We start from the raw sequence: 22,313 nt of genomic DNA, 5'->3' as shown, positions 1-22,313 counted from the left end.
CGGCGACCAGACTAGAACCGCCCCCGGCCGATGCCTCGGCCGGGGGCGGTTCGTACAGCGCGGAACTATCGCGCGGAAGTCACAGCACGCACTCGGCCTCGGCGTAGCGCTCCACGGGCACGGTCTTGAGCGTCTCCACCGCCTCCGCGAGCGACACCAGCGTGATGTCCGTGCCGCGCAGCGCGGTCATCATGCCGAAGTCGCCCCGGTGCGCGGCCTCGACGGCGTGCCAGCCGAAGCGGGTGGCGAGGACCCGGTCGTAGGCGGTCGGGGTGCCGCCGCGCTGGACGTGGCCGAGGATGACCGGGCGGGCCTCCTTGCCGAGGCGGTTCTCCAGCTCGACGGAGAGCTGGCGCGCGACCCCGGCGAACCGCTCGTGGCCGTACATGTCCTTGCCGCCGATGTCGAACGGCATCGTGCCCTCGCGCGGCTTGGCGCCCTCGGCGACGACCACGATCGCGAACTTCTTGCCGGCGTCGAACCGCGCGGCGACCCGGGCGGTCAGCTCGTCGATGTCGAAGGGGCGCTCGGGCACCACGATCGCGTGCGCACCGGCCGCCATTCCCGAGTGCAGCGCGATCCAGCCGGTGTGGCGTCCCATGACCTCGACGATCATGACCCGCTGGTGCGACTCGGCGGTCGTCTTCAGCCGGTCGAGCGCCTCGGTGGCGACACCCACCGCGGTGTCGAAACCGAACGTCACGTCGGTGACGGCGATGTCGTTGTCGATCGTCTTCGGGACGCCGACGATGGGCAGCCCCGCGTCGGACAGCAGCCGGGCCGCCTTCAGCGTGCCCTCGCCGCCGATCGGGATGATCGCGTCCAGGCCCAGCTCCGCGACATGGCCGCGGGCACGCTCGACGCCGTCGCGCAGATGGGCGGGCTGCACCCGGGACGACCCGAGGATGGTGCCGCCGCGCGCCAGGATGCCGCCGACGGCATCGAGGTCGAGCTTGCGGTAATCAGCCTCCAGCAGGCCCTTCCAGCCGTCCCGGAAACCGATCACCTCATCGCCGTGATCGGCGGTGGCGCGGTGGACGACGGACCGGATGACGGCGTTCAGACCGGGGCAGTCGCCGCCGGAGGTGAGTACACCAATACGCATTGCTCGAAAACCCTCTGCAACTCAACCGGAGGCCCGGACCCCGTCGTCCGGTTGGATCCCGCACACCCTACAAGCGCGGAGACCCTGGGCACACGTACGCCCGCAGTGCGGACTGCGGGCGTACGAAACGGGAGCAATGCGGGAGAAATGAGGACGAGAGGGCCTCGGTGCCTCAGGCGGGCTGGGTCGCCGCGGCGATCCGCTCCTGCCGCAGTGCCTCGTACCAGCGGTCGTCGGCCGGCGGCAGCGCGTTGACGTCCAGCGCGAGCTTGATCAGCAGATCGGCGATGTGCGGATTGCGGGCCATCACCGGGCCGTGCATGTACGTGCCGAAGACGGTGTCGTTCCACGCGCCCTCGTAGCCGTCGCCGACGCCGTTTCCCTTGCCGAACCGCACCTTGGCGAACGGCCGGGCCGTCTGGCCCAGGTGCGTCACGCCCTGGTGGTTCTCGAAGCCGGTCAGCGGCGGCAGCCCCAACTGCGGATCGATGTCGGCGAGGACGTCGCCGACGCAGCGCTCCGCCTCACCGCGGGTGCTCACCACGTCCAGCAGGCCCAGGCCCTGCTGCTGCTCACCGAGGTCGTTGATGAACTCGTGGCCCAGGATCTGGTAGCCGGCGCACACCGAGAAGACGATCGCGCCGTTGGAGACCGCACGGTCCAGACCGCCGTCGCGGATCAGGCGCTCGGCGGCCAGCCGCTGCGGCCGGTCCTCACCGCCGCCGATCAGGTAGATGTCGCCGGAGGTGGGGATCTGCTGGTCGGACCGCACGTCCAGGCGCTGCACATCCAGGCCGCGCTGACGTGCCCGCCGCTCGACGACGAGGGCGTTGCCCTGGTCGCCGTAGGTGCTCAGCAGGTCCGGGTAGATCCACACCAGCCGCAGGCTGTTGTCACTCATGCTCGCTCGTCCTTGTCCGCGCATCATGCTCAGTTGCCCACGCGACGGCGCAGGTCCTGGAAGGCCGTGTAGTTGGCGATGACCTCGATCCGGCCGGGCGGTGCCATCCGCACCGCCTCGTCAAGGCTCTCGCACACGTGGAAGTCGAGTCCGGCGACCTCCAGTCGTACGGCGAGGTCCAGCTTGCGGTCACCGAGCACGAAGATCGGGTGCCCGGCGAGCCGGGTGTAGTCGACGTCCCACAGCCAGGAGGTGTCCGTGCCGTCCGCGCCGCGGGCGTTCACCGACATGATCACCGGCGTCGGCGGCGGGTCGATCAGCGAGAACGTCTCCAGCCAGCCGGCCGGGTTCTTCGCCAGCAGCAGCCGCAGCTCCCGCTCCATGAAGGTGACGACGTCGTAGCGGCCGGCCACCGCCTGCACGGAGTACATCCGCTCCAGCGCGACCTGCGGCGGCACCCCGAACGCGGCCGCGACCGCGGCGGACGTCGTGGCGTTGGCCTTGTTGGCCCGCCCGGGGAGCTGCAGCTTGATCGGCCACGCGCTGCCGTGCGGGTCCAGGACGTGGTCGCCGGACAGCGCCCAGCTGGGGGTCGGGCGGCGGAAGCCGCACTCCCCGCAGAACCAGTCCTCGCCCGGGCGCTGCATCACGCCACCGCAGGAGGGGCACGACCAGGCGTCGTCCTTCCACTCCTGGCCGGCGGCGACCCACACGACGTTCGCGGACGACGAGGCCGCCCAGACGATCAACGGGTCGTCCGCGTTGGCGATGATCAGAGCCTTGGAGCCGGCCAGGCCCTCGCGCCAGTGCTCGGCCAGCATCCGCGTCTCCGCGGCACGGTCGAGCTGGTCGCGCGAGAGGTTCAGCAGCGCTATGGCCTTCGGCGTCACATCCCGCGCCACGTTGGAGAGGTACTTCTCGTCCACCTCGATGACGCCGAAACGGGCGTCGGAGCCACCGGCCAGTGCGGACGTGATGCCCGCCGGCATGTTGGCGCCGAGCGCGTTGGAGACCACCGGACCGCTGGCCCGCAGCGCTTCCGCGATCAGCCGCGTCGTGGTCGTCTTGCCGTTGGTCGCCGACACCAGGATGACGTCCAAATGCCGGGCCAGCCGGGCCAGCAGGTCGGGGTCGAGCTTGAGTGCCACCCGGCCACCGATCACCGATCCGCTGCCGCGGCCCGCCGCGCGCGATACCGCCGCCGCGGCCTTGCCCGCCGTCACGGCCAGCTTGGCCCGCGGCGACAGCGGCTCCGTGTTGCCTGCCATCGTCCTTGATCCTCCTTGCATCCGGCGCCCTCCTGCCCTGTGGGCTGCCGGTGGAACGCCTCCTCCGCAGCCGACGACCGGCCGGAGGCTTCGGTCGGGGAGCAGCCTATCGAGATCCGGGCGTGAGCCCGAACCCCGCCACCCGTGCCGCGGCATCCGGTATGAGCAGGACCGTACGCTTACCCCCATGCGTCCCCGCACCATCCCGGGCAGTTCAGGCCGCCCGCGCCCCCTGCGCCTTCTGGGCGATCCGGTCCTCGCCGAACCCTGTCGGGAGGTCACCGCCTTCGACGGTGAACTCGCCCGGCTGATCGAGGACATGTTCGCGACGATGTACGCCGCCCGCGGCGTGGGGCTGGCAGCCAACCAGATCGGCGTGCCGCTGCGGGTATTCGTCTATGACTGCCCCGACGACGAGGACCGCCGCCATCTCGGACATCTCGTCAACCCCCGCCTCCTCGAAACCGGCGGTCCTCTCGTGCGCGGCCCGGAAGGCTGCCTCTCGCTGCCCGGTATCGAGGCCGGGACCCCGCGGCACGACGAGGCCGTGGTGACGGGCTTCGACGTCGGCGGCGAGCCCAGGAAGGTCGCCGGCACCGGTTTCTTCGCCCGCTGCCTCCAGCACGAGTGCGATCACCTCGACGGCGGTCTGTACGTCGACCACCTCACCGGGCTGCGGCGCCGGTGGGCGCTGCGCGCGGCGGCCAAGGCGCCCTGGGCGGCGGAGTCCGCCCGCTGAACGGCGGACCCGCGCCCTCCGGCGTCGTATCAGAAGCCGGGGCCGCTCGCACGGTCCTTGACGAGGGCCAGCTGACCCCACAACAGGTCGGTCAGGTGTTGGACCAACTGCTCGCGCGAGCAGGGGCGTTCGCGTAGCCACCAGTCGCCGGCCGCGTGCATCATGCCGACTATCCCGTGCCCCCACACGCGGGCCATCTCCTCGCCGGCCGGCCCGAGGTCGAGCCGGTCGCCGATGACCTTGGCGAGCTCCTCGCCGAGCCGGCGGAGCAGGGGAGCGGAGTGCCGTCCGACATCGAAACCGGACTCTGCCTGGTTCGCGTCGTCGGCCGGGTGCATCAGGAACCGGTAGACCTGCGGCCGGGTCTCGATCGCGACGAGATAGGTGTCGAGGGTGGCCTCGACGCGGTCCCGGCGCAGCACCGGCGCGTCCAGCGCCGCCCGAAGGCTGTCGAGCAGGGCGTCGGTGTGCCGCACGGCCAGCGCGCGGTACAGCCCGCCCTTGTCGCCGAAGTGCCGGTACAGGATCGGCTTGGTGATGCCGGCCTCCGCGGCGATGGCGTTCATCGACGCTTCCGGGCCGTCGCGCAGCACGATGCGTTCGGCGGCCTCCAAGAGCTCCCGCCGCCGCTTTTCGGTCGCCGCCTGCTGGCGACCGAGGTGCTGTGTCTTCTCCATGGTCGTGCTCCCCACCCTTGTGAATCCGTGGCGTTTGCGCAACGTAACACCCACACTCCACGGCGAAATCGGACCTTGGGGAGTTGACATTCCTTACCGGCGAGTAACACACTCTGGGTTACCGCAAGTAACAACAGTTGAGAACGTAGCGCTGGAGGGGTCATGGCCGAGTTCACCATGGAGCTCAACGACGAGCAGAAGGAAGTCCGTGACTGGATTCACGGCTTCGCCGCCGACGTCATGCGCCCCGCCGCCGCCGAGTGGGACGAGCGCGAGGAGACTCCCTGGCCGGTCATCCAGGAGGCGGCCAAAATCGGCCTGTACTCGCTGGACTTCTACGCCCAGCAGTTCTTCGACCCGACGGGCCTGGGCATCCCGATGGCGATGGAGGAGCTGTTCTGGGGGGACGCCGGAATAGGTCTGTCCATCGTGGGCACCGGCCTCGCCGCGGTCGGGGTGCTGGCGAACGGCACGCAGGAGCAGATCGGCACCTGGGTGCCGCAGATGTACGGCGACGCGAACGACGTGAAGGTCGCCGCCTTCTGCTCGTCGGAGCCGGATGCGGGGTCCGACGTCGGCGCGATGCGCACCCGCGCGGTCTACGACGAGGCCAAGGACGAGTGGGTGCTCAACGGCACCAAGACCTGGGCGACGAACGGCGGCATCGCCAACGTCCACGTCGTCGTCGCGGTGGTCGACCCGGACGTCGGCTCCAAGGGCCACGCCTCCTTCATCATCCCGCCGAACACCCCCGGTCTGTCCCAGGGCCAGAAGTTCAAGAAGCACGGCATCCGCGCCTCGCACACCGCCGAGGTCGTCCTGGAGGACGTACGTATCCCCGGCCACTGCCTGCTCGGCGGCAAGGAGAAGCTCGACGAGCGCCTCGCCCGTGCCCGTGAGCGGGCGAAGAACGGCGGCGAGCGCGTGAAGAACGCGGCGATGGCCACCTTCGAGGCGTCCCGCCCGGCCGTCGGCGCCATGGCGGTCGGCACCGCCCGCGCCGCCTACGAGGAGGCGCTGGAGTACGCCAAGACCCGCTCGCAGTTCGGCCGGCCGATCATCGACAACCAGGGCGTGGCCTTCCAGCTTGCCGACATGCGCACCCAGGTCGACGCCGCCCGCCTCCTGGTGTGGCGCGCTTCCTGGATGGCGACGACCGGCAAGCCCTTCACCTCCGCGGAGGGCTCGATGTCGAAGCTCTACGCGAGCGAGGTCGCCAAGAAGGTCACCGCCCAGGCCGTACAGATCCTCGGCGGCAACGGCTTCACCCGCGAGTACCCGGTCGAGCGGATGCACCGCGACGCGGCGATCTACACCATCTTCGAAGGCACCAGCGAGATCCAGCGCCTGGTCATCGCGCGGACGTTGTCGGGCATGCCGATCCGCTAGGTCCAACCCCCTGTAGGACGCGCGTAGTCCGCCGTGAATGAAGTAGGGCCCCACTCCTGCCGGAGTGGGGCCTTCGGTGGTCTCCCGGGCGCCTCGAACGGCTGTGGGAGATATTTGGGAGATCGTTTCCGACGGGGAGGTGCGAACCCGGGGAGCGGCCGTACTCGCGACGATCCAGATCGGGCGGGGGAGTCCTTCCACGAGCCCTGCGGCTGATCGGCGATCCTCAGTTCCATGGGCAGCGTCACCTGCGGGTAACGCCCTCTATGCCCTGCAGTACACGGCCCAAGCTATCCACGACCTTGTCGTCGCTCGGTCGGGCGGACGGCCGGGTAGGCCGAACCGCTTGACCTGTCCGCAGTAGGACGCGGGTAGAGCGGGCCGCGTGAAAGGCCCCATGTCGGCGCGGAGTGGGGCCTTCGGTGCGTCGAGAGCCGGGGGATGCCGCAGTGAGCGCCGGCGCGCCGCGAGTACGGGCTGCGGGGAGCGGCCTGCGGGGATGTGTCGGCCGTCTGTCACCACCCTCAACATGCCTACCTTGCAACGGAGTTGGGCAAGAGCCCTTCTTGGATAGGGCCGTTCCTGGTCGGAGCTGCGAGGGGGGCTCGCCGCCATGGTTCTGTGATGCTGTAGATCTTGAGGCTCGGCCAACGCGGGGAAAGGCAGCCAGACATGACCGGTGATCGAGAGACCGACGCGAAGAAGAAGAGCCAGTTCACGTTCACGGACTGGATCGAGGGCGCGGTGCTGCTCTTTACAGCCGTCGCGTTCGTGGTCTGGCTGATCAAGTAGTTCGTTCGTCGGCATGACAGGGGGCGGTAGCCGCCGGCCTCTGAATGCGGCGTTCCCGCGCGGGTCGGGACGTGTCTCAAGGCGCGCTCGCCCGGCGGCGAGGGTTGCGGCGAGTTCGCGCCTCACCGGGCGGCGGCGGGTGCCGACCGCCGCTGTCGCGCTCGTGAACCCGCGCGCCGCGAGTGTCGCCCTGCCCGTGATGGAGATCGCGGACCCCGGATGAAGCGGTCCGGGGCGCAGCTCCTCCGGGCCGGGTGAGCTCTGGGGCGTACGACTGCGACGGCCTGCCTCAGATCGCGCGCATTGCTGACGCCGGCGCTCCCATGACGGGCGGCCGGCGTCGGCATGCGCACGTTTCGGCACCCCTGTGCCTAAGGGGGGTAGCCGCCGGCGCCTGCGAGCCGGTTCGCCGCCATCTCCCCACGCGCCCTCATCGCGCGCCCGCGCGCATGGCGCCCGCGCCATCGCGCCCGGGCCTCCCTTCCCTCTCGCACGCGCTCTCGCGCCCGTGTCCTCCCGCGCGCCCGCATCGCGGACATTTCGGCGTCGCGTGGTCGGCATCCCCTTGACGAGCGGATCGTCTCGTTCTACGTTCCTTCCATAAAGCAAAACATTGATTCCATGATGCGGAATTAAGAACCTGGCCTTTCGGCCGGAACTGCCCCTGACAGGTCGACGCAGGAGTACTCGATGCCTCGAATGACAGCCGCCCGCGCTGCGGTGGAGATCCTCAAGCGCGAGGGCGTGACCAACGCCTTCGGAGTGCCGGGAGCGGCGATCAACCCGTTCTACGCGGCACTCAAGGGCGCCGGTGGGATCGACCACACGCTCGCCCGTCACGTCGAGGGCGCCTCGCACATGGCCGAGGGCTACACCCGGGCCAACCCGGGCAATATCGGTGTCTGCATCGGTACGTCCGGCCCGGCCGGCACGGACATGATCACCGGCCTCTACTCCGCGATCGGTGACTCCATCCCGATCCTGTGCATCACCGGTCAGGCTCCGACCGCGGTGATCCAGAAGGAGGACTTCCAGGCCGTCGACATCGCCTCGATCGCCAAGCCGGTCGCCAAGGCCGCGACCACCGTCATGGAGGCCGCCCAGGTCCCCGGCGTCTTCCAGCAGGCCTTCCACCTGATGCGCTCCGGTCGTCCCGGCCCGGTCCTGATCGACCTGCCGATCGACGTCCAGCTGACCGAGATCGAGTTCGACCCCGAGACGTACGAGCCGCTGCAGGCATTCAAGCCGACCGCGACCCGCGCGCAGGTCGAGAAGGCCATCACGCTGCTCAACGAGTCCGAGCGGCCGCTGATCGTCGCCGGTGGCGGCATCATCAACGCCGACGCCTCCGAGCTGCTGGTCGAGTTCGCCGAGCTGACCGGCACCCCGGTCATCCCGACCCTGATGGGCTGGGGCATCCTCGCCGACGACCACGAGCTGAACGCGGGCATGGTCGGTCTGCAGACCTCGCACCGCTACGGCAACGCGAACTTCCTGGAGTCCGACTTCGTCCTCGGCATCGGCAACCGCTGGGCCAACCGCCACACCGGCAAGCTGGACGTCTACACCCAGGGCCGCAAGTTCGTCCACGTCGACATCGAGCCGACGCAGATCGGCAAGATCTTCGCCCCGGACTACGGCATCGCCTCCGACGCCAAGGCCGCGCTGGAGCTGTTCGTCGAGGTGGCCAAGGAGCTCAAGGCCGCAGGCAAGCTGCCCGACCGCAGCGACTGGGCCGCCTCCACCCAGGAGCGCAAGGCTCAGCTGCAGCGCCGTACGCACTTCGACAACGTGCCGATGAAGCCGCAGCGCGTGTACGAGGAGATGAACAAGGCCTTCGGCCCGGAGACGCGCTACGTCACCACCATTGGCCTCTCCCAGATCGCCGGCGCGCAGATGCTGCACGTCTACAAGCCGCGTCACTGGATCAACTGCGGCCAGGCCGGCCCGCTCGGCTGGACCATCCCCGCCGCGCTGGGTGTGGCCACCGCCGACCCCGAGACCCCGGTCGTCGCCCTCTCCGGTGACTACGACTTCCAGTTCATGATCGAAGAGCTGGCCGTCGGTGCGCAGCACCGGATCCCGTACGTCCACGTCCTGGTGAACAACGCGTACCTGGGCCTGATCCGCCAGGCGCAGCGCAACCTCGACATCAACTTCCAGGTCAACCTGGAGTTCGAGAACATCAACAGCCCCGAGCTGGGTGTCTACGGCGTGGACCACGTCAAGGTCGCCGAGGGCCTGGGCTGCAAGGCGATCCGGGTCACCGAGCCCGACCAGCTGCTGGCCGCCTTCGAGGAGGCCAAGAAGCTCGCCGCCGAGCACCGCGTCCCGGTGGTCGTCGAGGCGATCCTGGAGCGGATCACCAACATCTCGATGAGCGGTTCCGACATCGCCAGCGTGAACGAGTGGGAAGAGATCGCGACCGAGCCGGGCCACGCGCCCACCGCGATCAAGCCGCTGAAGGGCTGACGCAGGGACCGAAGGTCCCCGTCCGGGCTCGGGGTCCGACCTCGGACCCGTCGGGACAGGTGTGCCGGGCGAGGGCTTGACCGCCCCGCCCGGCAGTACCACCATCTCGTAGAACAGAAATAGAAATCCGCTATCCGGAAGGAGCGCCGGCCCTTATGGGTTTCACGGACACGCGCTTCAACGTCAATCTGTCGATTTTGTTCACCGAGCTTCCGTTGCTGGAGCGGCCGGCGGCCGCGGCGGCGGCGGGTTTCACGGCGGTGGAGCTGTGGTGGCCGTGGGTGGATGCCGCGGTGCCGGAGCAGTCGGAGCTGGATGCACTGCGGGACGCGCTCAATGACGCGGGGACGCAGTTGGTGGGGCTGAACTTCTATGCGGGGCAGTTGCCGGGTCCGGACCGTGGTGCGTTGTCGGTGCCGGGTGTGGAGTCGGAGCGGTTCCGGGCGAATGTGCCGGTGGCGGTGGAGTTCGGGCGGTCGCTGGGCTGTGTGACGTTCAATGCCCTGTACGGCAATCGTGTGGAGGGTGTGGCGGCGGCGGAGCAGGACGCGCTGGCGCTGGAGAACCTGACGCTGGCGGCCCGTGCGGTGGGCGAGGTGGGCGGGACGCTGCTGATCGAGGCGCTCAATGCGCCGGAGTCGCCGGCCTGTCCGATCGTTTCGGCGCCGAAGGCCATCGAGGTCGTCGATGCGGTGAACGCGGCGACGGGTCTGGACAATGCGCGGTTCCTGATGGACCTGTACCACCTGTCGATGAACGGTGAGGACCTCGAGGAGGTCATCGACCGCTGCACGGCCAAGACCGCGCATGTGCAGATCGCCGACAATCCCGGCCGCGGCGCGCCCGGTACCGGTGCGCTGGACCTGGCCGGGCTGCTGGGCCGGCTGAGGAAGAACGGCTACCAGGGCTGGGTGGGTCTGGAGTACAAGCCCGGTGACGCGCCCAGCGCGCAGTCCTTCGCCTGGCTGCCGGCCGAGCTGCGCCCGGCCCGTTGACGCCTGCCGTTGACGGTTGCCCGCTGATCTGTCTGAACGTTTGAGTGTGAAAGAGGCTTTGGTATGAGCAAGCTGCCCAAGATTGCGTGGGTCGGGCTGGGGATCATGGGGTCGCCCATGGCCGAGAACCTGATCAAGGCCGGGTACGAGGTGACCGGCTACACCCTGGAGGCCGACAAGCTGGAGCGGCTGGCGGCGGCCGGCGGCACGGCGGCCGGTTCGATCGCGGAGGCGGTCAAGGACGCCGACGTCGTGATCACGATGGTGCCGGCCTCGCCGCAGGTGGAGGCCATCGCCTACGGCCCGGACGGCATCGTCGACAACGCCAGGTCCGGTGCGCTGCTGATCGACATGTCCTCGATCACCCCGCAGACCTCCATCGACCTGGCGAAGGCTGCCGGTGCCAAGGGCATCCGGGTGCTGGACGCGCCGGTTTCCGGTGGTGAGGCGGGTGCGATCGAGGCGGTGCTGTCGATCATGGTCGGTGGTGAGCAGTCCGACTTCGACGCCGCCAAGCCGATCCTGGAGGCGCTGGGCAAGACCATCGTGCTGTGCGGTCCGCACGGCGCGGGCCAGACGGTCAAGGCCGCCAACCAGCTCATCGTCGCGGTCAACATCCAGGCCTGCGCCGAAGCGGTGGTGTTCCTGGAGAAGTCCGGCGTCGACCTCGCTGCGGCCCTGGACGTCCTCAACGGCGGTCTGGCCGGCTCCACCGTCCTGACCCGCAAGAAGGACAACTTCAAAAACCGGGACTTCAAGCCCGGCTTCCGCATCGACCTGCACCACAAGGACATGGGCATCGTCACCGACGCCGCCCGCACCGTCGGGGCGGCCCTGCCCGTCGGCGCCGTCGTCGCGAGCCTGGTCGCCTCCCTGCGCGCCCAGGGCGACGGCAACCTCGACCACTCCGCCCTCCTGCGCGGCGTCGAACGCCTCTCCGGAACCACCACCGAAAGCTGACCCGGTCCACGGCTTCCTGCCGTGACCGATCAGAGACCGGCCGACGCCGCGACTGCCGCACTGCAGTCGCGGCGTCGGCTTTTCTACGGCGCGAGAGTCACCGGGAGAGTGGCGAGGCCGCGCATCAGCCGTGTGCGCCGCCAGTTGAGGGCGCCCGGGTCCGCCGTCGGCCGCATGTCGGGGAAGCGGGTCAGCAGCACCTCGAAGGCGATCCGGGCCTCGGTGCGGGCCAGCGCTGCGCCCAGGCAGTGGTGCGGGCCGTGACCGAACGAGAGGTGCCCGGCCGGGCCGTCCAGACGTACGGCGTCGGGGTCGGGGAACCGTGCGGGATCGCGGTTGGCGCCGCCGGGGGAGACCAGGACGACGTCCCCCGCCGCGATCCGGACGCCGCCGAGATCGAGCGGCTCGCGGGCGTACCGGAAGGTCGCGAGGGTGAGCGGCGAGTCGTGGCGAAGGAATTCCTCGACGGCCGCGGGCAGCAGCGAGAGATCGGCCCGGAGACGGGCGAGGAGCGCGTCGTCGTCGAGCAGGGCCAGCATGCCGTTGCCGATCAGGTTCGCCGTCGTCTCGTGACCGGCGACCACCAACAGCACGGCCAGGGAGACCAGTTCGGGCTCGGTGAGCCGGTCCTCGTCGTCCCTGGCGGCGATCAGAGCGCTCAGTACGTCGTCGTCGAGAGCGTCGCGCCGCGCCGCGATCAGCGCCGTCATGTAGTCGCTGATGGCGTGTGACGCGCGGTCGACGGTGTCCGGGTCCGCGGCGGAGAACAGATCGTCGGACCACCGGCGGACCGCCGCGCGGTCGTGTTCGGGCACGCCGAGCAGCTCGCTGATCACGGCGATGGGCAGGGGGACGGCGAATTCCTCCACCAGGTCCGCGGAGCCGCCATCGGCCAACGAGTCGGCCAGCCCCTCGGCGATCTCGCGGATACGCGGCTCCAGGCGCGCCACGGCCGCCGGCGTGAACGCCTGCATCGCCAGCTTCCGCAGCCGGCCGTGGTCCGGAGGGTCCGTGGCGAGCATGGTGCGGCTGACGGCAGGGGCGAGATCGCGCGTGGACGGCCGTCCGGCGAAGTAACGGGCGGTGTCCTTCGACAGCCGTGCGTCGGCCATCGCCGAGCGTGCCTGCGCCCATCCGGTGACGACCCACGTCGTACGGCCGTTGGCCGTGCGCACCTGCTGGACGGGGCCGCGCTCACGCAGCGCGGCGAGCAGGGGATAGGGGTCTTGGGAGAACTCTGCCGAGTCCAGGGGGTCGGGCACGTCGACTCCATCCTCACCGGGGCGTGGGGCGTGGGGCGTGGTTTCGGCGGAGTGCGGGCGGGCGCGAGCCCGGACGCCGCGCTACCTGTTGTCCTCCGGCAGGCTCTCCCACGCGGCGGAAGCCTGGGACAGTGCCTTGCGGAGCAGCCGCAGGGCGTCCTGCTGATCCGGAACGCCCAGCGCCGTGAGCGGAGACTGGTCGATCATCGCCTCGATCAGCTCATGGCGTACCTTCGTCCCCTTGTCGGTGAGCTCGACCGTCTTGGAGCGCCGGTCCGCAGGATCGGGGACCCGCTCGATGAAGCCCTGCCGCTCAAGGCGGGTGACCAGGAAGGTCGCGCTGGACGGGTCGCAGTGCAGCCGGCCCGCCAGCACCTTCATCGACGGAGCCGGCAGTTCCGGATCGAGCGCCCAGAGTGCTTCCGAGAGCGGTGCGGTCAGCTCCAGCCGGTCCAGGGTCGTCCGGAGCTGCACCTGGGACCAGCTCACGACCTCGTGCATGGCGGTGAGCAGCTCTCGCGTCAGTTCGGCCTGTGTCGATGGCACCACATGTCCAGTCTACCGAGGAGTGCTTTGAGTCTCGAAGTTCGCCGGCGCGGGGAGGCGGGCTGCGCTCCGGCGCGACAGGGAAAACCCTAGCCCGCCATCCGGTGGACGTGTAGGAGACATCCACAGGGTCACGGATCACTTCGTCCATGGTCTCCCCGTCTCACCCGCGGTGGAAGGGGGCGCTCTTCGACGTGCGCGCGAGCGGAGCCCGGCGCAGGCTGTAGGCATGACCGAGCATCCGCCTGTCATCGTGCATCCCCCCACGCCCTCCGGCGGGCGGCGGGTCACCGTGCGCGGACAGATCGTCGGCCTGGCCCACGGGCGTGGTGATGTCGCCGAATTCCTCCGCCGTGCCGGAGTCGCCGAACCGGCCGAGGACATCGAGCTGGATGATCCCCGCCTCGTGGAATGGCGCGGTGGCAGCCTCAACGACTGGCCGATGCCACCGGCCTGAACGTCGGGCTGATCGCCGGCCTGCACGCTACGGCGGCTGCAGGCGCACCGCGCCCGGCTTGCCCGCAGTCACGGGTGGACATGTCGACTCACTGTCCGGCGCTTACAAGGGGCGACCACGGTGCGGCTCCAGAGGTACGGTCGGCCTCGAAATGCTCTGTCCGATTCCCGCCAGCATCGCCGTCCCCCCTGCCGCAGAGTGGTGACCGTGATGATGAAAGAGGACGGCTGGACGCCTCAGGGCCCACCCCCGTCCCGCCCGAGCTCCAGCCGGTCACGATGGCCGGATCGATTGACGGACGGTGCCCGCTCCGCCAAGGACGTGTCGTCGCCCTTGCCCGCTCGTTGCGCGAGCCGGGCCCCGGTGCGGTGGACCCCGCGCCCCTGATCGCGCGGGAGACGCCGTCCGATCCTCTCGGGCTTCAAGGAACCGGGCTTCAAGGAACCGGGCTTCAAGGAACCGGGCTTCAAGGATCCGGGCTTCAAGGAAAGAGCAGACTCATGACAGCACCCGTGACTACACACGTACCCAGCGCCCCGAACCGGCCCGACAACCTGCCCAGGACTTCGATGACCACGCCGCAGCCCGCATCGCCCGCCTCCTCCGCGTCGTCCGCGATGCTGTACACCACCTGCGAGAGCCCGTTGGGTGAACTTCTCCTGGTGGGCCGGAAATCCGACTCCGCGCACGGCGGCACCACGCTCGCCTCGCTGTCCGTTCCCGGGCAGAAGGGCGGCGCGGTCGTCCAGGACAGCTGGCACGAGGACGCCGCCGCGTTCGACGAGATCATCCGCCAGCTGCGCGCGTACTTCGACGGGACGCTGACGCACTTCGACATCGAGTGCGTCACCACCCGCGGCACGGCGTTCCAGCAGCGGGTGTGGAAGGCCCTGGAGGCCATTCCGTACGGCACCACGACGACGTACGGCCGGCTCGCCGCCGACATCGGTGCGGCGCCCGGTGCCGTGCGCGCCCTCGGATCGGCCATCGGCGCCAACCCGCTGCTCATCGTCCGGCCCTGCCACCGCGTCATCGGTGCCGACGGATCGCTCACCGGTTACGCGGGCGGTCTGGACCGCAAGAGCCAACTCCTCGGCCTGGAGGGGCTCGCGGGCCCGGCGGGCGTGAACCCGGGGAAGCTCTGAACCTCTTCCGCGCGCCCCGACATCGGTGAGACCCCGCACCACGCCAATGGAGCACTCCATGTCTACGCATACCACCCGGCGAGCGCGCGGCGCCAGGGGCTCCCGGCCGACCGCACTCGGTGACCGGGTCGCCGCCTGCGACTGGCCGGCCTTGACCGAGGAACTCGACGCCCTGGGCTGCGCGTTGACCCCGCAGCTGCTCACGCCCTCCGACTGCCGCGACCTCATCGCGCTGTACGACGACACCGCCCGCTTCCGGTCGACGATCGACATGGCCCGGCACCGCTTCGGATCCGGCCAGTACCGCTACTTCGCCCAGCCGCTCCCCGACCCCGTCCAGGCCCTGCGCGAGGCGTTCTATCCGTATCTGCTGGAGATCGCGCGCGACTGGTGGGGCAAGCTGGGCAGGCCGTCGCCGTGGCCCGATCAGCTGGGGGAGTGGCTGGCGATGTGTCACGCGGCAGGTCAGAGCAAGTCCTCCCAGATCCTGCTGCGTTACGGGGCGGGTGACTGGAACGCGCTGCACCGCGATCTCTTCGGCGACTTGGTCTTCCCGCTCCAGGTCGTCATCGGGCTCGACGAACAGGGCACCGATTACACGGGTGGCGAGTTCCTTCTCGTCGAGCAGCGCCCGCGGGCGCAGTCCCGTGGCACCACGACCGTCCTTCGGCAGGGCCATGGCCTCGTCTTCACCACCCGCGACCGCCCCGTGCGGTCCACCCGCGGGTGGGCGGCGGGGCCGGTGCGCCATGGCGTGAGCACCGTCCGCTCCGGCCATCGGCACTCCTTGGGCCTGGTCTTCCACGACGCGTGACCGCGGCAGCCGTGCCGTCGGCATCAGGCGATCGGTGGCCGTCCTGGCGTCCGCCGTCGGAGCAGGGAGGCGCTGCCCATGTGCGGGCAGGTGCCTCAGTGGCGCTCGTCCAGCGCCGTGAGCGTGGAGACGAAGACCGGCTCGCCGTCCTGGAAGCCGGTCACCCGGACCGTCGTGGTGCTGGGCATCGCCGACGGCACGAGGTGTGCCTCGATCACGCAGGGCACGTCGCGCTCGGCGTAGCGGCGGAATTCGGTGCCGAAGGCGTACGGAACGAAGGTGGCCGGGGAGGTGAGGGCGCGGGCGGCCTGCTGCGCCGCGTCGAGCAGCACCATCCCCGGAACGTGATCGTTCGCCGGATTCACGACGGCGGCATGGCCGGGGGCGACGCGCAGCAGCCACCGGCCCGGCCGGTCGGTGGGCGCGATCAGGACGTCCTCGCTCTTCGTGCTGCCGGTCAGTCCGTGCGGAACGGGCTCCGGAAGCGGCCCCTGGACGTGGCGTGCCGTCAGCTGCGCGCCGCGGATCCGGCGGTAGACGGCGGGGGAGGTGACGGTGACGCCGGAGTGGCCGGTGGCGACGATTCCGTTCTCCTTGCGGATGGTCATGTCGAAGTGGCCGCCGGCCATCGCGCCGGCCCGCATCCGCATTTTGCTGCAGGTCACGTCGATGGTCAGCTCCGTGGGCCCGTCGCCGACGGCGAGGTGCTCGGGGTGCGTGGTGTACGCCAGGTCGCCCAGGACAAAATGGTGGCCGACGGGGACGCCGAGTTCGGTGTGCGAGATCAGCAGCCCCGCCTGCCGGATGGTCTCGCCGGTGAGGATGAGGTGATGGCGGCCGTGGCTCGGGGTGAAGTACCCATGGTTGTGGGGCCACTGGGCGGTCAGCGAGAAGTGCGTCTCGTCCAGCCGGCGCCACGAGGTGATCAGGATGTCCTCGGGGGTGGGGCGGTGCACGAACTCCCTGGGAACGGTGGTGGCGGCATCGCGCCGGGTGCGCGGTGCGGCGGCCCGGTTCCTGGCGGGTGCCACAACGCGCGTAGTGCTGGGATGAACTGGGCTTTCGACGTGCATCGTGTCGCTCATGACTGCCCCCAGGCGTCTCAACGGGATGGTGTCGAACGCTGTTAAGATACGTACCATCCGGTTTTATTTTCAATGCCGTGTGAAAAAGAGGACAAGTGGCTGGTCTGCGGGCGACTTGAAGTTGTAGCTAACTGTTGCTGAATGGAAAATCTTCGAAAGACAGGAGGCGTCCTGTGGCGCAACAGGACCGCGCGATCCGGACCCGCCGAATGATCCTGGAGGCGGCCGCCGCGGTTTTCGACGACCTCGGCTACGACCGTGCGACCATCGCCGAAGTCCTTGAGCGTGCCGGCGTGACGAAGGGTGCCCTGTATTTCCACTTCGCTTCCAAGGAGCAATTGGCCCTCGCCGTGCTGAGGGAGCACGTGGTGGACATCGCCGTCGAGCCCCAGAAGATCAAGCTGCAGGAGTTCGTGGACTCCGGCCAGGTCCTCGCGTACCGGCTGCGGAGCGACCCGATCCAGCGCGGTGCGGCGCGCCTGGCGGTCGAGCAGGGCTCCAATCACCTTGATCGCAAGCAGTCGATGATCTCCTGGACGCACTTTGTCGAGGCGCTGTTCCTGGAGGCGAGGGAGCGCGGTGAGATTCTGGAGAGTGTTGATCTTCGGGACGCCGCGGAGCTGTTCGTCGGCGCCTTCGCCGGGCTCCAGTTGATGTCGAATGCCATCTCGAACCAGGCCGACCTCGGCCACCGGTTGGCCGTTTTCTTCCAGCACACTCTGCCCAGCATCGCCGCGCCCGTGGTCCTGGGGAGGCTGATCCTCGATCCGGAGCGCGGTGCGAAGCTCGACGCCGCGCTTAGAGGGAAAGCCCTGGCCGATGAGGTGGACGAGTCGGACGAGGGGAGAGAGGGGGAGGAGATGGGCGACGTGGCCGGGGTGGCGGGCTGAGGGGGCCGGGGATATGGGGGAGTTGGGCCGGTTGGTGGCGGGCTGAAAAATACCGCACAGTCGGTGTCGGGGTCGGGGGCGTCGCGGGTTCGCGGCGCCTTTGTCGTTGGCGGGGTGGGGTGGCTTCGGTTGCTGAGGGGGCCGGTGCGTGCGCGGTGCGGTCGAGCGTGCGACGGGCGTTGTCAGTGCCGTGCGGTTCACTGGGGTTGTTGGCTGGGGCGGTGTCGAGAAGTCGGCTAAGTGCCTTGGGGAATTGGTCTTTTGGGTGGGCGTCGGGGACGGGGAGGCCCTTTGTGGGAGAACGGCCGGAATGGACGCGGTGCGCGTGAGGCAGATCACGTCGCGCGGCATGAGATGACTGCCCGCGTACCGGAATACGGCATCGAAATAATATGTTCGCTATGCAAGTAACGGGTGTTCAGTCGGTTCGACCGCGCCCATGCCCGCCGTTCCGATGTCCGTCCCCCAACGCCCCTGCCGCACCCGTCCCAGTCGTATCGAAAGCCGCTCCCACGACTTCACAGCTCCACGACCCAGCCGCCCCAACGAACGTCACCCGGCCTGCTGACGCTGCCCTTCGCGGCTTCACGGGCCATTGACTGTTGGCCGTCGCGCGCCGTCGCAAGCCGTCGGTCCCGACGAACCGGGTCGTTCGCAGTACCACTGACCGCTTTAGTCCCTACCGACCGCAATCAATCACTGCTGACCTCATTCTTCCTGTATTCCCTTTCTGCCGCCCTGGAGGCCGCACGCATGACCCGGACGACGACCGATCAGCTATCCGAGAGGGCGACGGCGGACCTGTCCGCCGTGCGCCCGGGGCCCGACCCGACCGAGGCCGGACCCCGGAGAAGCCCTGGCGGCATCGTCCCGGTCCTCGCCTTCTCCGGCATCGTCGTCGCGGTCATGCAGACCCTGCTGGTGCCGGTCATCAAGGACCTGCCGACGCTGCTCAACACCGCGCCCGGCAACGCCACCTGGGTCATGACGGCAACCCTCCTCGCGGGCGCGGTGTCGACGCCGATCATGGGCCGCCTCGGTGACCTCTACGGCAAGCGTCGGATGCTGCTGTCCAGCCTCGCCGTGATGGTCATCGGCTCCCTGGTCTGCGGATTCACCGACGACCTGCTCACCATGATCGTCGGCCGGGCACTCCAGGGCTTCGCCATGGGTGCCATCCCGCTCGGCATCGGCATCATGCGCGACGAGCTGCCGCGCGAGCGGCTCGGCTCGGCGATGGCCCTGATGAGCTCTTCCATAGGCGTCGGCGGCGGACTCGCCCTGCCCGCCGCGGCCCTGGTGGCCCAGCACGCCGATTGGCACGCCCTGTTCTTCGCCGCAGCGGGTCTCGGCGTGCTGTCGATGCTGCTCACCGCCCTGGTGGTCCCCGAGACGAAGGTACGGGCGCGCGGCCGCTTCGACGTGGCCGGCGCCATCGGACTCTCGGCCGGACTGGTCGCCCTGCTGCTCCCCATCACCAAGGGCAGCGACTGGGGCTGGGGCTCGCCCCTGACCCTCGGGATGTTCGGTCTCGCCGCCGTGATTCTGGTGCTGTGGGGCGTGATGGAGCTGAGGATCCCCGACCCGCTCGTCGACCTCCGCACCAGCGCCCGGCGTGAGGTGCTGCTCACCAACCTCGCCTCGATCACCGTCGGCGTGGCCTTCTACGCGATCTCCCTGGTGCTGCCGCAGCTGCTCCAGCTGCCGACGTCCACCGGCTACGGTCTCGGCCAGTCCATGGTGGTGGCCGGACTGTGCGTGGCGCCGCTGGGACTGACGATGATGCTGGTGGCGCCGCTCTACGCGCGCCTCGCCGCACGGCGCGGCCCCAAGATCACGCTGCTGCTCGGCATGCTGGTGATCGCGATCGGCTACGGCGCCGGCATCGGACTCATGAACGCGCCCTGGCAGACCGTCATCATCGCGGTCACCGTCGGCGCCGGTATCGGGCTCGCGTACTCCTCGCTGCCCGCCCTGATCATCGGCGCCGTCGACCCGTCCGAGACCGGTGCGGCAAACGGCCTCAACACCCTCATGCGCTCCATCGGCACGTCCGTTTCCAGCGCCGTCATCGGCATGGTCCTCGCCCATATGTCCACGCGGGTCGGGTCGGTCACGGTGCCCACCATGGGCGGCTTCCGGGTCTCCTTCCTGATCGCCACGGGCGCGGTAATCGTCGGCGTGGCCGTGGCCGCGTTCCTGCCGTCGCAGAGCAAGACGTCACGGCCGACCCTGGTCGCACAGAGCACGGACAGTTCGGAGGAGGCGGCGGGAGCTGCCGGAACTTCCGATGTCGCCGGTGCGGGCGATGCGTACGGCGATGCGGCGGCGCCGGCGCCGTTCCTCTCCGCGGGCACGGAGCCTGTTCCGGTCACCCCGCCCCTGACGGCCGAGCGTCCCGACGCGCTCGTGAAGCCAGCGCCTTCCTGGGCACGGCCCGCTTCCACCCCCGTGCCGCAGGCCGACCCGGCGGTGCCGGAGACGGTCGGCGTTGTCGCGCACGACGACTCCTCCACGGGCTTCCGTGGCCGGGTGCTGGACGCATCCGGTGCGCCCGTGCCGCGGGCGAGCATCACCCTGATCGACCGGCAGGGCCGGCAGGCCGGCGTCACGACGGCAGGTGCGGACGGCCGATATGCCCTGACCGCACCCGCCGACGGCACCTACGTCCTCACCGGCGCCGCGGCCGGGCGCACCCCGCACGCGGCATCGGCCACGTACCGCGCCGGGACGGCCCCGGTCGAGGTGGACCTGATTCTGACCGCCTCCGGCAGGCTGACGGGCACCCTGCTCGGCGGGCCGGACGGCCTCCCGTTGGCGGGTGCGGGCGTCGTGGTCACCGACAGCGGTGGCGACGTGGTGACCACGACGACGTCGGGCAGTGACGGGAACTGGGAGGTCTCCAGGCTCCTGCCTGGCAGCTACACCGTGGTCATGAGCGCCGACGGATACCGACCGGAGGCCCGCGCCGTCGAGCTGTCCGGCGGCGAGCCGGCGCGCCAGGAGGTACGTCTGCAGCCTGCCGCAACCGTTCGTGGAACGGTGCGGGGCCCGGACGGACGGCCACTGGCCGATGCCGCCGTGACCCTTGTCGAGGACGGTACGGTCGCCGCCCACACGGTCACGGGCCCGGATGGCGCCTTCGCGTTCTCCGAACTGAGCGGACGTCACTACACGCTGTCGGCGGCCGGTTATCCGCCGCACGCCGCACCGATATCCGTCGCAGGCGGCGCCACCGAGGTTCTCGACCTGGACCTGGTCCAGCCGTCCGGGGCCGCCCGCTGACGTTCGCGATGATGCTCGCGTCCGCCACGGTGCCGTCCGTGTCCCTCCCTCCGGAACCGAGGGGAGGGACACGGGCGGCGAGAGGGAGTGGTGGGGGAGGGGCGGGAGCGGCGTTGGTGCCGAGGCGGGCGGTGGATGGCGGGTCCGCGGCCTGGGCGCGGCCGGCGCCGGGCAGATGGCGCGGCTCCTCGGCGGCCGCACCCCTCGCCTCGACAGGGGGGCGGGGGATCACGCCCCGTCGGAGCGTCGCCCCTCCAGCCTGGGCGACGGCCTCGCCCCGTTGTGCCGTCACCCCGTCGGCGCCCGTCGCCCCCGTCGGGCCGTCGTCCGGCGTACCCCTACGCCGCATCACCTCGCGCCGCCCTCGCCTAACGCCCCCGCCTCACCTCGCCCAACCCTTGCCCCGCGATGCTCGCTGGGCCTGAGCCGGCCCTGGCTGGCGGTGGCGCCCAGAGACGGCTGCACCGCGCCGCCCCGGCGAGTCGCTGCTGCGCGTGGCCCGGGACGATGCTGATGGCGCGCCGTCCCGGAGACATCCCTGATGCGCGGGGCTTGGAGATGGTGCTGATGGCGCGCCATCCCGGAGACGTCGTTGAACCGGCCGCCCCGGAGATGGTGCTGAAGTGCCGGCCTTGCGACGGTGCTGATTGGCGCACCGCCCCGGCGACGGCGCTGCACCGCATCGACGCGAGATGTCGCTGGTGCGCGCCGCCTCGGCGAGGTCGCTGCTGCGCGTGGCCCGACGATGCTGATGGCGCGCCGTCCGGAGCATCCCTGCTGCGCGCCGACCCGGAGAGGGCGCTGCTGCGCACGGCCTGGATGGCGCTGATTGGCGCGCTCCCGGAGACGGCGCTGCACCGCATCGACCCGGCGACGGCGCTGAACCGCGTCGTGACCGCCGCTGGTCCGTGCCGCACCGCTCCGGGGGCCCGATGGGTCCGCCGCTGTCCGGGAGTGGGCTCAGGCCTGGTATTCGGTCAGGTCGATGCTGTGCACGGTCAGGGCGTGGCCGTATTCGGGGTGGGCGGTTTCCCGCTCGAAGGCCAGGCCGAGCTTGCGCATCACATTCTCCGACGCCTCGTTGCCCAGCCGGTCGACGGCGATGACGCGTTCGAGTCCGCGGTCCTGGAGGGCGAACTCCAGCACGGCCTGCGCTGCCTCCGATGCGTAGCCCTGCCCCCAGAACTGCCGCCCGAGGCGCCAGGAGATCTCGACGTCGGGCATCGCCTCCGGCAGGTACTCGGGCAGGGACAGACCCGCGAACCCGGCCAGTTCGCCCGAGGCCAGGAGCTCGACGGCGAAGAGGCCGAACCCCTCGTCGTCCCATTCCTCCTCCCACCGCTCGATGGCCTCCGCGGTCTGGTCCAGGTCGAGGACCGACCCGTCCCCGACCCAGCGCATGACCAGCGGGTCCGCGTTGATGTCCGCCATCGGGGCGAGGTCGTCGTCGTGCCAGCGGCGGAGGAGGAGGCGGGGCGTGTGGATCTCGGTCATGTCGCCCATCCTGTCGAATGCGGGGCGGGAGTGGTAA

At 70.1% G+C, this 22,313-nt stretch carries 18 protein-coding genes; 10 read left to right on the top strand and 8 right to left on the bottom strand.

Features of this window, described 5'->3' with window-relative positions; genetic code table 11:
* Positions 1-79 precede the first annotated feature (79 nt).
* From QOM21_RS04060 to QOM21_RS04050, 3 genes are all read right to left on the bottom strand, one after another.
* Entirely contained in the window at positions 80-1,105 is a 1,026-nt protein-coding gene (locus QOM21_RS04060) for a 6-phosphofructokinase (protein WP_407548238.1), read from the bottom strand.
* A 172-nt stretch (positions 1,106-1,277) separates the two neighbouring features.
* Entirely contained in the window at positions 1,278-2,006 is a 729-nt protein-coding gene (locus tag QOM21_RS04055; RefSeq protein ID WP_398557095.1) for a type 1 glutamine amidotransferase, read from the bottom strand.
* A gap of 29 nt (positions 2,007-2,035) precedes the next feature.
* Positions 2,036-3,274 carry a MurT ligase domain-containing protein gene (locus QOM21_RS04050; RefSeq protein ID WP_407548236.1) on the bottom strand — a complete coding sequence of 413 codons (1,239 nt, stop codon included), beginning with the start codon at positions 3,272-3,274 and terminating at the stop codon, positions 2,036-2,038.
* 187 nt (positions 3,275-3,461) lie between these two features.
* On the opposite strand from QOM21_RS04050, the gene def reads away from it, so the two are divergent.
* The gene (gene def / locus QOM21_RS04045) at positions 3,462-4,013 is read left to right on the top strand and encodes a peptide deformylase (protein ID WP_407548234.1); all 552 of its coding nucleotides are present in this window, start codon (positions 3,462-3,464) and stop codon (positions 4,011-4,013) included.
* Positions 4,014-4,042: 29 nt separating this feature from the next.
* Here the strand turns inward: def and QOM21_RS04040 are convergent, their stop codons facing one another.
* Positions 4,043-4,690, bottom strand: a complete 648-nt coding sequence (locus tag QOM21_RS04040) for a TetR family transcriptional regulator (protein ID WP_393897235.1) — start codon at positions 4,688-4,690, stop codon at positions 4,043-4,045.
* A gap of 162 nt (positions 4,691-4,852) precedes the next feature.
* On the opposite strand from QOM21_RS04040, the gene QOM21_RS04035 reads away from it, so the two are divergent.
* From QOM21_RS04035 to QOM21_RS04020, 4 genes are all read left to right on the top strand, one after another.
* Positions 4,853-6,079 carry an acyl-CoA dehydrogenase family protein gene (locus tag QOM21_RS04035; protein WP_407548232.1) on the top strand — a complete coding sequence of 409 codons (1,227 nt, stop codon included), beginning with the start codon at positions 4,853-4,855 and terminating at the stop codon, positions 6,077-6,079.
* Between the two features lie 1,491 nt (positions 6,080-7,570).
* Positions 7,571-9,343: a glyoxylate carboligase gene (gene gcl / locus QOM21_RS04030; protein ID WP_407555571.1), complete on the top strand. Its 1,773-nt coding sequence runs from the start codon at positions 7,571-7,573 to the stop codon at positions 9,341-9,343.
* A gap of 155 nt (positions 9,344-9,498) precedes the next feature.
* Entirely contained in the window at positions 9,499-10,338 is an 840-nt protein-coding gene (locus QOM21_RS04025) for a TIM barrel protein (protein ID WP_407548230.1), read from the top strand.
* Between the two features lie 63 nt (positions 10,339-10,401).
* Positions 10,402-11,298, top strand: a complete 897-nt coding sequence (locus tag QOM21_RS04020; protein ID WP_407548228.1) for a 2-hydroxy-3-oxopropionate reductase — start codon at positions 10,402-10,404, stop codon at positions 11,296-11,298.
* Between the two features lie 83 nt (positions 11,299-11,381).
* Here QOM21_RS04020 and QOM21_RS04015 read toward each other — a convergent pair whose 3' ends face one another.
* Positions 11,382-12,560 carry a cytochrome P450 gene (locus tag QOM21_RS04015; protein WP_407548226.1) on the bottom strand — a complete coding sequence of 393 codons (1,179 nt, stop codon included), beginning with the start codon at positions 12,558-12,560 and terminating at the stop codon, positions 11,382-11,384.
* 81 nt (positions 12,561-12,641) lie between these two features.
* Positions 12,642-13,109: a MarR family winged helix-turn-helix transcriptional regulator gene (locus tag QOM21_RS04010; protein ID WP_407548224.1), complete on the bottom strand. Its 468-nt coding sequence runs from the start codon at positions 13,107-13,109 to the stop codon at positions 12,642-12,644.
* A gap of 226 nt (positions 13,110-13,335) precedes the next feature.
* On the opposite strand from QOM21_RS04010, the gene QOM21_RS04005 reads away from it, so the two are divergent.
* The 3 genes from QOM21_RS04005 (at position 13,336) to QOM21_RS03995 (ending at position 15,522) form a co-directional block, all read left to right on the top strand.
* Complete coding sequence (locus QOM21_RS04005) at positions 13,336-13,563, top strand: hypothetical protein (RefSeq protein WP_393897743.1); 228 nt, start codon at positions 13,336-13,338, stop codon at positions 13,561-13,563.
* 617 nt (positions 13,564-14,180) lie between these two features.
* On the top strand, positions 14,181-14,708 hold the full coding sequence (locus tag QOM21_RS04000; RefSeq protein ID WP_407555570.1) for a methylated-DNA--[protein]-cysteine S-methyltransferase: 528 nt from the start codon (positions 14,181-14,183) through the stop codon (positions 14,706-14,708).
* 58 nt (positions 14,709-14,766) lie between these two features.
* Entirely contained in the window at positions 14,767-15,522 is a 756-nt protein-coding gene (locus tag QOM21_RS03995; protein ID WP_407548222.1) for a 2OG-Fe(II) oxygenase, read from the top strand.
* A 95-nt stretch (positions 15,523-15,617) separates the two neighbouring features.
* Here QOM21_RS03995 and QOM21_RS03990 read toward each other — a convergent pair whose 3' ends face one another.
* Positions 15,618-16,553, bottom strand: coding sequence for a ScbA/BarX family gamma-butyrolactone biosynthesis protein (locus QOM21_RS03990; RefSeq protein WP_407548220.1), 936 nt, complete (start codon positions 16,551-16,553; stop codon positions 15,618-15,620).
* A gap of 227 nt (positions 16,554-16,780) precedes the next feature.
* On the opposite strand from QOM21_RS03990, the gene QOM21_RS03985 reads away from it, so the two are divergent.
* Together QOM21_RS03985 and QOM21_RS03980 are read left to right on the top strand one after the other, a co-directional pair.
* Entirely contained in the window at positions 16,781-17,497 is a 717-nt protein-coding gene (locus QOM21_RS03985; protein WP_407548218.1) for a ScbR family autoregulator-binding transcription factor, read from the top strand.
* Between the two features lie 753 nt (positions 17,498-18,250).
* On the top strand, positions 18,251-20,782 hold the full coding sequence (locus QOM21_RS03980; protein WP_407548216.1) for an MFS transporter: 2,532 nt from the start codon (positions 18,251-18,253) through the stop codon (positions 20,780-20,782).
* A 960-nt stretch (positions 20,783-21,742) separates the two neighbouring features.
* Here QOM21_RS03980 and QOM21_RS03975 read toward each other — a convergent pair.
* Complete coding sequence (locus QOM21_RS03975; protein ID WP_407548215.1) at positions 21,743-22,276, bottom strand: GNAT family N-acetyltransferase; 534 nt, start codon at positions 22,274-22,276, stop codon at positions 21,743-21,745.
* Between the last annotated feature and the right edge of the window lie 37 nt (positions 22,277-22,313).

It is taken from the genome of Streptomyces sp. Pv4-95 (assembly GCF_045782725.1).
In the GTDB taxonomy this organism is placed as follows: domain Bacteria; phylum Actinomycetota; class Actinomycetes; order Streptomycetales; family Streptomycetaceae; genus Streptomyces.
This window is presented reverse-complemented; position numbering and strand designations above follow the sequence as displayed.

What these genes read in the sequence shown, in the direction of transcription:
- QOM21_RS03975 (WP_407548215.1), bottom strand. Translation starts at nt 22,276, where the DNA reads ATGACCGAGATCCACACGCCCCGCCTCCTCCTCCGCCGCTGGCACGAC.
- QOM21_RS04005 (WP_393897743.1), top strand. Translation starts at nt 13,336, where the DNA reads ATGACCGAGCATCCGCCTGTCATCGTGCATCCCCCCACGCCCTCCGGC.
- QOM21_RS03995 (WP_407548222.1), top strand. Translation starts at nt 14,767, where the DNA reads ATGTCTACGCATACCACCCGGCGAGCGCGCGGCGCCAGGGGCTCCCGG.
- QOM21_RS04060 (WP_407548238.1), bottom strand. Translation starts at nt 1,105, where the DNA reads ATGCGTATTGGTGTACTCACCTCCGGCGGCGACTGCCCCGGTCTGAAC.
- QOM21_RS04035 (WP_407548232.1), top strand. Translation starts at nt 4,853, where the DNA reads ATGGCCGAGTTCACCATGGAGCTCAACGACGAGCAGAAGGAAGTCCGT.
- QOM21_RS04050 (WP_407548236.1), bottom strand. Translation starts at nt 3,274, where the DNA reads ATGGCAGGCAACACGGAGCCGCTGTCGCCGCGGGCCAAGCTGGCCGTG.
- def (WP_407548234.1), top strand. Translation starts at nt 3,462, where the DNA reads ATGCGTCCCCGCACCATCCCGGGCAGTTCAGGCCGCCCGCGCCCCCTG.
- QOM21_RS04025 (WP_407548230.1), top strand. Translation starts at nt 9,499, where the DNA reads ATGGGTTTCACGGACACGCGCTTCAACGTCAATCTGTCGATTTTGTTC.
- QOM21_RS04000 (WP_407555570.1), top strand. Translation starts at nt 14,181, where the DNA reads ATGCTGTACACCACCTGCGAGAGCCCGTTGGGTGAACTTCTCCTGGTG.
- gcl (WP_407555571.1), top strand. Translation starts at nt 7,571, where the DNA reads ATGACAGCCGCCCGCGCTGCGGTGGAGATCCTCAAGCGCGAGGGCGTG.
- QOM21_RS04020 (WP_407548228.1), top strand. Translation starts at nt 10,402, where the DNA reads ATGAGCAAGCTGCCCAAGATTGCGTGGGTCGGGCTGGGGATCATGGGG.
- QOM21_RS04055 (WP_398557095.1), bottom strand. Translation starts at nt 2,006, where the DNA reads ATGAGTGACAACAGCCTGCGGCTGGTGTGGATCTACCCGGACCTGCTG.
- QOM21_RS04040 (WP_393897235.1), bottom strand. Translation starts at nt 4,690, where the DNA reads ATGGAGAAGACACAGCACCTCGGTCGCCAGCAGGCGGCGACCGAAAAG.
- QOM21_RS03980 (WP_407548216.1), top strand. Translation starts at nt 18,251, where the DNA reads ATGACCCGGACGACGACCGATCAGCTATCCGAGAGGGCGACGGCGGAC.